This window comes from Pseudomonas sp. ICMP 561 (assembly GCF_002699985.1).
GTDB lineage: Bacteria > Pseudomonadota > Gammaproteobacteria > Pseudomonadales > Pseudomonadaceae > Aquipseudomonas > Aquipseudomonas quasicaspiana.
Genome location: NZ_LKBT01000001.1, coordinates 201,697 through 214,645 on the forward strand (window position 1 = coordinate 201,697; position 12,949 = coordinate 214,645).

Sequence of the window (12,949 nt, forward strand, 5' to 3'; positions counted from 1 at the left end):
CTGACACACTGCTGTTCGCACCCTTCGGCAGCTCCTACAAAGGGTTGTATGCAAGACAACGCCATTTCTCGCAGACAACAAAAAACCCGCCGAAGCGGGTTTTTTGTATGACCATTCCGACATCCTGTCAGTAGCCGTCCTGGCGATGGTCGATCATCCCTGATCCCGAAGCGCTTCCTTCGCTGCGGTGATGGATCCAATCTACCGCTCAAATGTGACAGCTCATAGAGCGAAACTCCCTTCCTCATGTAAGCCTTTCGCTATACCGCACAACATTTGGAGAAATCTCCTGCCGCTCACTCAGGTTTATCCTTTCAGCGCCGACACCCACTTTAGTAGCGATGGGCTAGACGACGGGTGTCAAAAGGCTATTATCGAAGCGAGACCGACTTCAATGTGAATCTCACGGCGCACAGCGCTCTACACAATAAAAAATAAGACGGAGCAACCGGTCATGACAATGCGCAGCTTATCCATCAGCCGAAGACTCTGGCTGATCCTCGTCGTTTCCGTGTTGATGCTGTTTATCCTGACAGCCGCCATGCTCAAGCAAGTGCACACGGACCTTTACGCCGCCAAGGCTGAAAAGACCATGCACGTGGTACAGAGCGCCAGTGGCATCCTGGATTACTACCAGGGCCTGGAAACTGCTGGGACGCTGACCCGTGAGGTCGCGCAGAAACAGGCACTGGATGCCATTCGCGGCATGCGCTACAACAAGGACGATTACTTCTGGATCAACGATATGCGTCCAGTGATGATCATGCACCCCATGAACGCCAAGCTGGTCGGTCAGGACCTTTCAGCGATCAAGGATCCGGACGGTTTCGCGGTCTTCAATGAAATGGTTGCCGTCGCCAAAGAGAAAGGCGCAGGCATGGTTCAGTACCGCTGGCCCAAGCCGGGAGCCAGTGAACCCGTCCAGAAAATTTCCTACATAAAACTGTTCACACCCTGGGGCTGGATTCTCGGCTCCGGTGTGTACGTCGATGACGTGAAAGCAGAATTCCAGCAACAGACGATCAATGCTGCCTTGTTCAGCCTGGCAATCATCGTGATCATGGTGCTGCTGGTCATCATGATTGCACGCAGCATCGTCCGCCCTCTTCGCGACTCCGTGCAGGCCATGGCCGACATCGCCAGTGGCGAAAGCGATCTGACCCGCTCTCTGGAAACTCAAGGCAACGATGAAGTCACGCAACTGGCAAGGCATTTCAACGCCTTCACAGCCAAGCTGCGCGGTGTCGTCTTACAGCTTCAGGCGTCAGCCAACGGCCTGGAAAAAGCCTCCTCGGATCTGGGCATCAATGCCGAACAGGCCCAGGCGCGTAGCCAGCAACAATCGCAACAAATGGAACTGGTGGCGACCGCCGTCAACGAAGTGACCTACGGCGTACAAGACGTGGCCAAAAATGCCGAGCACGCCGCCAACGAAATGCGCGACGCCGAATCTCAGGCGCATCAGGGTCAAGTCAACATCGACAGCAGCCTGCGCCAGATCGATCACCTCTCCGGCACGATCAATCAGGCGGTGGAAGTGATTCGCACGCTGTCTTCGGAAAGCACGCAAATCGGCGGCGTACTTGAGGTGATCAGCTCGATTGCCGAACAGACCAACCTGCTGGCCCTGAACGCAGCTATCGAAGCGGCGCGAGCCGGTGAACAGGGTCGCGGCTTTGCTGTGGTGGCCGATGAAGTTCGCTTGCTGGCCCAGCGCACACAGAAGTCGACAGCAGAAATTCAGAGCATGATCGAACGCTTGCAGACTCACTCTGACGCAGCGGTGAAAGTCATCGCCGACAGCAGTCGCTCATCGCAACTGACCATCGAGCAAGCCAATCAGGCCGGGCAAAGCCTGACGTCGATCAGTCAGGCCCTGCGCAACCTCAACAGCCTCAACGCCTCGATTGCCAGCGCGACTCTGCAGCAATCCCATGTAGTAGAGGACATCAACCAGAACGTCACCCAGGCGGCGCAACTGTCCCAGAGCACCGCCATCGCAGCGGAACAGTCCACAGGGGCAAGCGTGCACTTACGGGAAATGAGTGAACACTTGAATGGGCTATTGAGGCAGTTCCGGGTTTAGTGGCGGGCTTGCAAACCTGCGGGGGGACTCCAGGTCTGCCTGCAAGCTTGATCTTGATCTTGATCTTGTAGGACCGGCTTTAGCCGGGAGAGCGGTGTATCTGCCGAAGAAAATTTAGCGAATATCCCGACACCCTCCCGGCTAAAGCCGGTCCTACGGGAAAGCGCGCTCCCAATACAACAGTGCAATCCAGCCCCTCAAATTTGCGTAGACTGCTCCGATCTTGAATTCGGAATGCACCATGGACAACACCATCAGTCGCCGCGAACAGTTACGCATTGTTATCTTCCAGAACGATACGCCTGCCGGACGACGCTTCGACAAAACGTTACTCGTGGTTATCCTTTGCAGCCTGATTGTGGTGGTTCTCGACAGCATTCCTGCGGTACACGCCAATTACGGTGACTGGTTGGCGTATGCGGAATGGGGCTTCACCGCCATATTCATCGTTGAATACGTTCTGCGACTCTACTGCTCTCCGCAACCTCTGAAATACGCCTTTAGCTTCTATGGCCTGGTGGACTTGCTGGCCATCGTGCCCGGCATCCTCGCAATCTATTACACCGACGCGCAGTACCTGCTTATTGTGCGCGTCGTCCGCATGTTGCGAATTTTCCGGGTGCTCAAACTCAGCCCATACCTGAAGCAGGCCAATTACCTGCTTTCGGCGCTGCGCGGCAGCAAGCAGAAGATCATCGTGTTTTTGCTGACTGTGTCTACGCTAGTGGTGGTGTTCGGCACGCTGATGTACGTGATCGAGGGTCCCGAACATGGTTTTACCAGCATCCCGAAAGGCATCTATTGGGCGATCGTGACCCTGACGACTGTGGGCTATGGCGATATCGTGCCCAGAACCGCGGTCGGCCAAATGCTCTCGGCACTGGTGATGATTACCGGTTATTCAATCATCGCGGTTCCCACCGGGATCTTCACTGCAGAACTCGCCACGGCCATGCGGGGCGAACAGCTGAAACATGATTGCCCGGTCTGTTCGAAGAACAGTCACGAACACGGTGCCGCGTTTTGTTCGCGCTGTGGCAATGCGCTTTTCCCGCGTGTTGAAAACAAGGCATAAGCAAATGCCTTTTAAGTCTTTAAGAGCGTGTAGCTGCGCGGCTATAGTCGCGGGCACTATGCCATGAACATCTGGCCATCAACATCTGGTCATCAATGTCGGTACATCCAAAAAAGGAATTGCGCAGTGAACAAACTTTTCGCCGCTTCGTTACTCGCCGCTGGCCTGGCTTTCGGCAGCGCGGCCCAGGCCGCCCCGACCCTGCTCAACGTGTCGTATGACGTAATGCGTGACTTCTACAAGGACTACAACGCTGCGTTCCAGAAGCACTGGCAGGACGAGCACAAGGAAAACATCACTGTGCAGATGTCCTTCGGCGGCTCCAGCAAGCAAGCCCGCTCGGTCATCGATGGCCTACCGGCTGACGTGATCACCATGAACATGGCTACCGACATCAATGCCCTGGCGGATAACGGCAAACTGGTCCCTGACAATTGGGTGACGCGTCTGCCGAACAACAGTGCGCCGTTCACTTCGGCCACCGTGTTTATCGTCCGCAAGGGCAACCCAAAAGCCTTGAAAGACTGGAACGACCTGGTCAAGGACGGCGTGGAAGTTATCGTACCTAACCCGAAAACTTCCGGTAACGGCCGCTACACCTACCTGTCGGCGTGGGGCTATACCCTGAAAAACGGCGGTGATGAAGCCGCTGCCAAGCAATTCGTCGGCAACCTGTTCAAACACGTACCCGTGCTGGATACCGGTGGCCGTGGCGCAACCACCACCTTCATGACCAACCAGATTGGCGACGTGCTGATCACCTTTGAAAACGAAGCAGAAATGATCGCCCGTGAATTCGGCCGTGATCAGTTCGAAGTGGTCTACCCGAGCGTATCCGCAGAAGCCGAACCGCCGGTGAGCGTGGTAGATAAAGTTGTCGACAAGAAAAACAGCCGCGCCGCCGCCGAGGAATACCTGAAATACCTGTGGTCCCCGGAAGGTCAGGAAATCGCTGCCAACAACTACCTTCGTCCTCGCGATCCAGCAGTACTGGCCAAATACACCGACCGCTTCCCGAAAGTTGATTTCCTCCCGGTAGAGAAGACCTTTGGCGACTGGCGCACCGTGCAGAAAACCCACTTTGCTGATGGCGGGGTTTTTGATCAGATTTATACCGGCAAGTGATTGGGCTGGTTTGAAATGAAAAACGGCGACCTTCGGGTCGCCGTTTCGTTTTTGCTGCTAGCAGGACAGCGTTATCCATATGCCATGCGTTCGCTCAGGGTCCAGATCAACACAACTACCGCCTGTGTATCACACCACTAAAGAGAATGAATTCGTCCAGCTAATTCGCCTCGGGCAATTGTTCCAACCTGATCAACGAATGATCAATCACCGTCTTGGCCATATCGATAAGATGTACCACTGACAATGCAAGATGGCGGTCCGAACCAGTCAGTCTGTCACCGCTTTCGTACGCTGTTGCGGCTGCACATTGCAGCAAATTGGAAGCATGACCAAGGGCCTCTTCCAGATCTGAATGAGGCATGGGTAAGAGATGTGGCATTTTTTGAGAACTCCAACGTCAAGGGAAGCTGCCGACATCGCTACTAAACGATAGGGTGGCAGCTGTGCGCAGGTTAGTAGACCGGGACGTTGGACCGGCGCACCCGAAGGTGCCCTGAGCACAGCCGCCATTAAGCTCAAGCGTCTGAAAACGCCTGAATCAGGAGGATTGTGCTTCCACGTCGCGGGCTACTAAACCCGGTCACCGACTTTTCGGGGACCGATGAACCTTAGTGGCCTGAACGGGGAGACACAAGTGGCCGGGATTGTCTCGGAAACTTCACTCAAGAGAAAGAGAGAATTCCTGCCGTGTTATGCGGCCAGAGCCTGCAAAACGCTTTTTAGAAGCTTCATACACGCAGTCGCGGGGCAAAGGCTAGTCGTTGATGATTGCCTACAGTCCGCGGTTCGATCACGACGCTGTGGAAGATTCTATGGTTGCCTGCAAGCGTGCCCTTGATCTTGTAGGACCGGCTTTAGCCGGGAGAGCGGTATGTCGCCAAAGAAAATTTAGCGAACACCCCGACTTCCTCCCGGCTAAAGCCGGTCCTACGGGACTGCGTGGTCCTGTGCGAGGCTTACCCGCGATATGGCTGAATGCAATTCTCGGTTGCATCGAGGTGCCTTTATCGCGGGCAAGCACCTCTTCCACATAAAAATCGCAGCTATTCAGTGATTTATGCTTTGTTTGATAAAAGCGTTTTCCGCGATTCAACCTGTCAGTGAATGAATATCCCGCCTGTACTGACGCAATCGCGGGCAAGCGCGCTCCTACAGGTGAAAAATGATTCCAATCAGGTAGTTACAGTTTCCTTGAGGGGAACTGGATCCGCTTCAATTCCCGAATTGCTTACCCAACCCCGCCGGCACACCACTCGAATCCGTTTCCTGCCATGGCCCATTGCGGCCAGTGGACCATGTCCAGCCGTTGTTCCAGCGGTAGTAGGTGCGCTGGCGGTAGAAGGTGTCTGTTTCATCGTCCAGAACGTGCACGCCCAGTTTTGCATCCCAGTGGCTGTTGCCACCCGGTGGCGGGGCGAAGTTGCTGGAGGTTTTTGGACCTGCTGCAGGTGCTTTCGGAGTCGGCGTGGGTGTTGGCGTGCTCGGCGTACCGGGTTGGGATTTACCAGGCAGCGTCGGGATCGGTTCCTGGCTGCGCGGTCCGGTGGGCTGGACCGCACAGGCGCTCAAGCCCATAACCAGACCCAGTAACGTAATACGTGCGGCTGCGCGGTACATAAGCGTGCTCTCTACTGATCAGGGCTGTCGATGGTCAGTGCCTGCAAGACCGTGGTGTTGCTCGCCAGCGGCTTGCTGCGGCCGATCCACTCACCGGTGGTCGGCTGACCTGCGCGGGATATCCGTGCCACGAGTTGGACTTCCGGAAAGTTCGACAGTTTCAGTTGCGGCATCATCGCGTCCGCATCGCCCAGTTCGACTTCAATGGGCAAGTCTGCCACCGTCACTCGCTTGACTGCCAATGGTGCAGGAGGGCCGCCTACCGCGCGGGCGAAGATGAATACGCTATCACCCGGCGCTACTTTGGCTTTCAGGTCAGCAGCCAGAGTGACACGCACTTTGATAGATGCGGTTTTATTCACCACTGCGGCAGGCTGTTCAACCTTGCCACCGCTTTCGGCGAGCTTTTCAGTGGCGCGGGCAATGCCGCCTTCCAGTGCTTGCCGGGATGGATCCTGCGCAGGCAGCACAGCCAACAGGCGCTTCCAGTAATCAACGGCTTGTTGATAATGCTGGCTTTCAAAAGCAGCAATCCCTAACAAGCCAAGGCTGGTGACTTCCTTGGGATCGCCCTGCAACGCCTCATTAGTCAAGGCTTGTACCTGAGGGCTGAATTTCTTGTCACTGGCGAAGTACAGCGCTTGCGCCCACTGACCGAGCAGTTCGGGCTGACGACCTGCCAGCGCGACGGCTCGTTCGAACATTGCAGCAGCGTCAGCCGGGCGATCCTGAGCCATGTAGGTGCGGGCCAGGAAGTACACCCCCTCAGCCGAATCCGGCTGGGCTTTAACGGCACGCTCCAGGCGATTGGTCATCTCGGCAATCGAGCCAGGAGGCTGAGCGAATTCGCGAGTCAGCTCAACCTTGTCACTGGCCCCAAAATGCAGATAAAGACCGATCCCCATTAATGGCACCAGAAACGCAATCAGCAGTGGCAAAGTTTTGCCCAGGCGCGAGGTCCGCAGCGGTTCAGCCCCCTCTGTGTCTGCCAGCAACTCACGGACAGCTTCTGCGCGCCCGCTGTCCATTTGCGTCGAGGTCAGTACGCCCTCCTCCTGCTGACCTTGCAACTCTGCGACCCGCTCCTGATACAAGGCAACGTTGAGCGCGGTGCGGTCTTCTTCACTTTGCGCGCGACGGCCACGCAGCACGGGGATCAGCAAAAAACTCATGGCCACCAGCAACAGCAGGCCAGCGGCTAGCCAGAAATCAATCATTCGCGGTTCTTATCCAGCAGATTTGCGAGGCGCTGACGCTCCTCGTCGGAAAGCACATCGGTTTCCTCGCGACCCTGGCCACGACGACGCACGACGATCACACCAATCACCACCAGGCCACCGATCAGCAACCCGGCAGGCCCAAACCACAACAGCCAGGTTTTGGCGCTCAACGCAGGCTTGTAGCGCACGAAGTCGCCGTAGCGATCAACCATGAAGTCGATGATCTGCTGATTGCTCTGCCCTTCGCCGAGCATGCGGAAAATCTCTTTGCGCAGGTCTGCCGCGATGGGGGCGTTTGAATCGGCAATGTCCTGATTCTGGCATTTGGGGCAGCGCAGCTCTTTGGTTAGCTCGGCATATCGCGCGCGTTCGGCGTCATCACGAAACTCGTAAGCATCGATGGCGGCATGCGCCACGCTGACAATGCCAAGGCTGAAAACCACTGCGGCGAGTAAACGCTTCATTGACGCGCCTCATCCACAAGGCCCTGATACAAGCCAGCGAGTTTTTCACGCCATACGGTTTCATCCACGACACCGACAAACTTGTGACGAATGATGCCCTTGCTGTCGATCAGGAAGGTTTCCGGTGCGCCATAGACGCCGAGGTTCAAGCCCAGGCTGCCTTCGTCATCACGAATGTTCATCTGATACGGGTTATGAAAATCCTTGAGCCACTTCAAGGCATCAGCGTTGATGTCCTTGTAGTTGACGCCGTAGATCACCACCCCCTGCTGCGCCAGCTTGTTCAGCACTGGATGCTCGACCCGGCAGGCGACACACCAAGTGCCCCAGATGTTGACCAGTGCCGGTTTGCCCAGCAGATCAGCACGGGTGATGATCCGGTCGCTTTGCACATCCCGCAGAGAAAACTCCGGAAATGGTTTGTCAATCAACGCCGAGGGCAGCTCGGCCGGATTCAGATACAAACCGCGATACAGAAACACCGCGACGCCAAGAAACAGCACCAGCGGCAATAGCATGACCCAGCGCCTCATACCGCGGCCTCCATGCCCAAGGCATCACGCACCTTACTTTTCACTTTGACCCGATAGCGCTTGTCCATCGCCGCCAGCACGCCGCCCAAGCCGGTGATCAAGCCACCGAACCAGATCCAGCGCACGAACGGTTTGACGTGGACCCGCACGGCCCAGGCGCCATCGCCCAACGGCTCGCCCATGGCCACATACAGGTCACGGGTGAAACCAGCGTCGATCCCGGCTTCGGTCATCATCGACTGCTGCACGGTGTAGAGACGTTTTTCAGGGTGCAGGATGGTCACTTGCTTGTCGCCTTCAAGTACGCGCACGGTGCCGCGATCAGAGGTGAAATTTGGCCCCTGATAATGCCGGGCACCCTCGAACACGAACGTATAACCACCCAGTTCCATGGATTCGCCCGGCGATAGACGCAGATCACGTTCGGCACTGTTTTGGCTGGATAACACCACGCCGAGGGCGCACACCGCGATGCCGATATGAGCGAGCTGCATCCCCCAGTAACTGCGGGTCAGACTGCGTGAGCCTTTGATCAAACCTTTGTGGCGGGTCTTGTCCAGCAGGTCGCGGACACCTGCCAGGAACACCCAGGCAGCCAGCATGAAAGTCGCCATCACGGCCCAGTGGAAATCATCCATGGCGAAACCGGCGATCACCGCCAGTACGGCGCTGCCGATCAGCACCGGCGCGAGCATGCTTGCCAGCCATTTGACCGGAGTGTCTTTCCAGCGCACCAACACACCAATGGCCATGACCGCCATGAGCAAGCCCATCAAGGGCACAAACAGCGCGTTGAAATACGGCGGGCCTACCGACATCTTCGCGCCACTCATGGCATCGAGTACCAGTGGATACAAGGTACCGAGCAGAATCATCGATGCGGCGACCACCAGCACCAGGTTGTTGCCCAGCAGCAGGGTTTCCCGGGACCACAGGCCGAAGCCAACGTGGCTTTTGACCACTGGCGCGCGGAAGGCAAACAGTGTCAGCGAACCGCCGACCACGAACAGCAGGAAAATCAGGATGAAAACGCCGCGCTCCGGATCAGAGGCGAAGGCATGCACCGACGTCAGCACGCCGGAGCGAACCAGGAATGTCCCCAGCAGGCTCAGAGAAAATGCAGCGATGGCGAGCAGTACCGTCCAGCTTTTGAACACACCACGTTTTTCGGTCACAGCCAGCGAATGTATCAACGCAGTGCCGACCAGCCATGGCATGAACGAGGCGTTTTCCACCGGATCCCAGAACCACCAGCCGCCCCAGCCGAGTTCGTAATACGCCCACCATGAGCCCAAGGTAATGCCGACACCGAGGAATGCCCAGGCGACGATGGTCCACGGACGTGACCAGCGCGCCCATGCGGCATCGAGCCGCCCGCCCAGCAACGCGGCAATGGCAAACGCGAACGCCACCGAGAAACCGACATAGCCCATGTAAAGCATCGGCGGATGGACGATCAGCCCAATGTCTTGCAGCAGCGGATTCAGGTCGCGGCCGTTGGCGGGCACTTGCGGCAGAATGCGGGAGAACGGGTTGGAGGTCAGAATCAGGAACAGCATGAAGCCGACGCTGATCATGCCCATGACGGCCAGCACCCGGGCAAGCATCACTTGCGGTAACTGACGGGAAAATATCGAAACAGCGAACGTCCAGGCACCGAGAATCAATGCCCAGAGCAGCAGCGAGCCTTCATGCGCGCCCCATACGGCGCTGAACTTGTAGTACCAGGGCAACGCGCTGTTGGAGTTTTCGGCGACATAGGCCACGGAAAAATCGTCGGCCATGAACGCGTAGGTCAGACAGCCGAAGGCGAAGACCAGAAAGCTGAATTGCCCCCAGGCAGCGGGTTGTGCGAGGCCCATCCACAGGCGGTCGCCACGCCAGGCGCCAATCAACGGCACGCTGGCCTGCACGACGGCGAAGCAAAGCGCCAGAATCATGGCCAGATGGCCGAGTTCAGGAATCATGATCAGCCCTGCTTCGATGGTGTTGAAGAGATCGGGGCGGGTTGACCGCTTTCCTTGAGCGCCTTGGTGACTTCCGGCGGCATGTACTTCTCATCGTGCTTGGCCAGCACTTCATCGGCGACGACCACGCCATCTGCACCGAGCTTGCCAAGGGCAACAATGCCCTGCCCTTCGCGGAACAGGTCCGGCAGGATGCCACGGTAGGTAATGGTTACGGCCTTGTTGAAATCGGTGACGATGAATTTCACGTCCAGCGAGTCCGGAGAGCGCTGCAAGGAGCCTTTTTCCACCATGCCGCCCGCACGAATCCGCGTATCCAGCGGCGCTTCGCCATTGGCAATCTGGGTCGGGGTGTAGAACAGGTTGATGTTTTCTTTCAAGGCACTCAAGGCCAGTGTCACGGCGATGCTGACACCGGCGAGGATCGCCACGATGATCAACAGGCGCTTTTTACGCAGCGGATTCACTTCTGTTTCTCCCAGCGCAGGCGACGCGCCTCTTGTTGCAGGTAACGCCGACGTGCCAGCAACGGCAACGCCACATTGATCGCCAGCACCACAAAACAGATGCCATAGGCCGACCAGACGAACAGACCATGATGACCCATGGCCAGAAATTCGCCGAATGAATCAAATTTCATGGTGCCTCTCCCTTCACCGGCGGCTGCCCCAGGGATTTGAGCACTTCGGCCTTGACCCAACTGGCCCGGGCTTCACGCTTGAGCACCTCAAGGCGCATGCGCAGCAAAACGATCGCGCCGAAGAAGCAATAGAAACCCAGTACCGTAAACAGGAGCGGCAGCCACATTTCCGCAGGCATCGCCGGTTTTTCGGTGAGGCTGAATGTGGCGCCCTGATGAAGGGTGTTCCACCACTCCACCGAGTATTTGATGATCGGAATATTGATCACCCCGACAATGGCCAGCACTGCACAGGCCTTGGCGGCGCTGTCGCGGTTGCTGATGGCGTTGCTGAGGGCGATCAGGCCCAGATAAAGGAACAGCAAAATCAGCATCGAGGTAAGGCGCGCATCCCAGACCCACCACGAGCCCCAGGTGGGCTTGCCCCAGATAGCCCCGCTGATCAGCGCCAACGCCGTCATCCAGGCACCAATAGGCGCAGCACTTTGCAGCGCGACGTCGGCGAGTTTCATTTTCCACACCAGCCCGACCACGCCGCAGACCGCCAGCATCACGTAGCAGGACTGGGCGAGCATGGCGGCCGGAACATGGATATAGATGATGCGAAAGCTGTTGCCCTGCTGGTAATCCGGTGGCGCGAAGGCCAGGCCCCAGACGACGCCGATGCCGATCAGCAACACTGCGGCGATACTCAGCCAGGGCAGCAGACGCCCACTGATGCCGTAGAACCATTTAGGGGAACCGAGCTTGTGGAACCACGCCCAGCTCAACCCGCGTTTAGCGTTGTCTTTCATCACGCTGCCTTTCATCAAACTGCCTTCTCACGGTGTCGCTCGGGCTTGCTGCTGACTAAAAGAGTCATTCAGGCAGAACCTCATTTATTCGCCGACGCTGATCTTCAGGCCAGCCGCTATTGCAAAGGGGGTCAGGGTAACCGCAAGCGCGGTCAGGCTGCCGAGCCAGAGCAGGTAACCCGTCGCAGGCATACCTTGCAGTGCCGCTTGCAGCGCGCCACTTCCCAGAATCAGGACCGGGATGTACAACGGCAGAATCAACAGGGCCAGTAACAAACCGCCACGCTTCAGACCCACCGTCAATGCCGCGCCGACCGCACCGAGCAGACTCAATACCGGCGTCCCCAACAGCAATGACAGTAACAACACCGGCAGGCACTGAGTGGGCAAACCCAGCATCAGTGCCAGCAGCGGCGCCAACAATACCAGTGCCAGCCCGGAAAAGGTCCAATGAGCCAGCACTTTGGCCAGCACCAGCATCGCCAGAGAGTGCGAGGAAAGCACCCATTGCTCCAGAGAGCCGTCCTCGAAATCGCTACGGAACAGGCCGTCCAGCGAGAGCAGCACCGATAACAGAGCCGCTACCCAGACTAATCCCGGCGACAAGGTTTGCAACAGTTGCGTCTCCGGACCGACCGCCAACGGGAACAGCGCAATGACAATCGCAAAGAACACCAACGGGTTGGCCAGTTCGGCGGGACGCCTGAACAACAAGCGTGCCTCGCGTGCGATCAACAGGGTAAACACATGAATCATACGGCCCATTGCCCCAGATCAATATCGCGATAACCGGCCGGTGTTCGGCTCAAGGTGTGGTGAGTGGTCAACACAATCATGCCGCCCCGCTCGCAATGCCCGGCCAGATGTTCCTCCAGTTGCGCGACGCCTTGCTTGTCCAGCGCCGTGAAAGGTTCGTCGAGGATCCAGACCGGCGGGCTGTCCAGATACAAGCGCGCGAGCGCGACCCGTCGCTGTTGCCCGGCCGACAATGTGTGACACGGGACGTCTTCGAACCCTGCAAGACCGACGGCTTCAAGAGCCTGCCAGATAGCCGCTGATTCAACCGGACGATGCAGCGCACTCAGCCAGGCGAGGTTTTCCACCGGGGTCAGCAAATCCTTGATGCCCGCCGCATGGCCGATCCAGAGCAGATTACGGGCCAGCTGGATTCGTTGTTCGCTCAACGGCAAGCCGTTGACAAGCACCTGGCCCGCAGTCGGCTGCATGAGTCCGCAGAGCAGGCGCAAAAGACTGGTCTTGCCGCTGCCATTAGGACCACTGATCTGCAGCATGTCGCCAGCGTTTACGTGCACGTCGAGGTGCTCGAAAAGCATTCGCCAGTCGCGCTCGCACGCCAGATCAATGGCTTGCAGAAAAGGTACAGAAGGAGTCATCAGAGGTCCCGGTGCCGCATAGTCGCATCAG

At 57.5% G+C, this 12,949-nt stretch carries 14 protein-coding genes; 3 read left to right on the forward strand and 11 right to left on the reverse strand.

The window, feature by feature from the left end; translation table 11 throughout:
• Nucleotides 1–454 precede the first annotated feature (454 nt).
• From AO242_RS00925 to AO242_RS00935, 3 genes are all read left to right on the forward strand, one after another.
• On the forward strand, nt 455–2,086 hold the full coding sequence (locus AO242_RS00925) for a methyl-accepting chemotaxis protein (RefSeq protein WP_027902395.1): 1,632 nt from the start codon (nt 455–457) through the stop codon (nt 2,084–2,086).
• A gap of 241 nt (nt 2,087–2,327) precedes the next feature.
• A complete protein-coding gene (locus AO242_RS00930) occupies nt 2,328–3,161 on the forward strand; it encodes an ion transporter (protein WP_099267334.1) in 834 nt (277 codons plus the stop codon).
• 126 nt (nt 3,162–3,287) lie between these two features.
• Nucleotides 3,288–4,286: a sulfate ABC transporter substrate-binding protein gene (locus tag AO242_RS00935; RefSeq protein ID WP_099267335.1), complete on the forward strand. Its 999-nt coding sequence runs from the start codon at nt 3,288–3,290 to the stop codon at nt 4,284–4,286.
• A gap of 160 nt (nt 4,287–4,446) precedes the next feature.
• On the opposite strand, the gene AO242_RS00940 is transcribed toward AO242_RS00935, so the two are convergent.
• The 11 genes from AO242_RS00940 to ccmA form a co-directional block, all read right to left on the reverse strand.
• Complete coding sequence (locus tag AO242_RS00940; protein ID WP_099267336.1) at nt 4,447–4,668, reverse strand: DUF6124 family protein; 222 nt, start codon at nt 4,666–4,668, stop codon at nt 4,447–4,449.
• 833 nt (nt 4,669–5,501) lie between these two features.
• Nucleotides 5,502–5,906, reverse strand: coding sequence for a hypothetical protein (locus AO242_RS00945; RefSeq protein WP_099267337.1), 405 nt, complete (start codon nt 5,904–5,906; stop codon nt 5,502–5,504).
• An 11-nt stretch (nt 5,907–5,917) separates the two neighbouring features.
• Nucleotides 5,918–7,123, reverse strand: a complete 1,206-nt coding sequence (ccmI, locus tag AO242_RS00950; protein ID WP_099267338.1) for a c-type cytochrome biogenesis protein CcmI — start codon at nt 7,121–7,123, stop codon at nt 5,918–5,920.
• On the reverse strand, nt 7,120–7,590 hold the full coding sequence (locus AO242_RS00955) for a cytochrome c-type biogenesis protein (RefSeq protein WP_099267339.1): 471 nt from the start codon (nt 7,588–7,590) through the stop codon (nt 7,120–7,122). Before AO242_RS00955 ends, ccmI begins: the two co-directional genes overlap by 4 nt.
• Complete coding sequence (locus tag AO242_RS00960; RefSeq protein WP_099267340.1) at nt 7,587–8,123, reverse strand: DsbE family thiol:disulfide interchange protein; 537 nt, start codon at nt 8,121–8,123, stop codon at nt 7,587–7,589. Before AO242_RS00960 ends, AO242_RS00955 begins: the two co-directional genes overlap by 4 nt.
• Nucleotides 8,120–10,090 carry a heme lyase CcmF/NrfE family subunit gene (locus AO242_RS00965; protein ID WP_027898028.1) on the reverse strand — a complete coding sequence of 657 codons (1,971 nt, stop codon included), beginning with the start codon at nt 10,088–10,090 and terminating at the stop codon, nt 8,120–8,122. Before AO242_RS00965 ends, AO242_RS00960 begins: the two co-directional genes overlap by 4 nt.
• 2 nt (nt 10,091–10,092) lie before the next feature.
• Nucleotides 10,093–10,557, reverse strand: coding sequence for a cytochrome c maturation protein CcmE (gene ccmE / locus AO242_RS00970; protein WP_027898027.1), 465 nt, complete (start codon nt 10,555–10,557; stop codon nt 10,093–10,095).
• The gene (ccmD, locus tag AO242_RS00975) at nt 10,554–10,730 is read right to left on the reverse strand and encodes a heme exporter protein CcmD (protein WP_027898026.1); all 177 of its coding nucleotides are present in this window, start codon (nt 10,728–10,730) and stop codon (nt 10,554–10,556) included. Before ccmD ends, ccmE begins: the two co-directional genes overlap by 4 nt.
• The gene (locus tag AO242_RS00980; protein ID WP_027898025.1) at nt 10,727–11,524 is read right to left on the reverse strand and encodes a heme ABC transporter permease; all 798 of its coding nucleotides are present in this window, start codon (nt 11,522–11,524) and stop codon (nt 10,727–10,729) included. Before AO242_RS00980 ends, ccmD begins: the two co-directional genes overlap by 4 nt.
• Nucleotides 11,525–11,608: 84 nt before the next feature.
• A complete protein-coding gene (ccmB, locus tag AO242_RS00985) occupies nt 11,609–12,280 on the reverse strand; it encodes a heme exporter protein CcmB (protein WP_099267512.1) in 672 nt (223 codons plus the stop codon).
• Entirely contained in the window at nt 12,277–12,918 is a 642-nt protein-coding gene (gene ccmA, locus AO242_RS00990; RefSeq protein WP_099267341.1) for a cytochrome c biogenesis heme-transporting ATPase CcmA, read from the reverse strand. The genes ccmB and ccmA overlap by 4 nt, the downstream gene beginning before the upstream one ends.
• Nucleotides 12,919–12,949 lie beyond the last annotated feature (31 nt).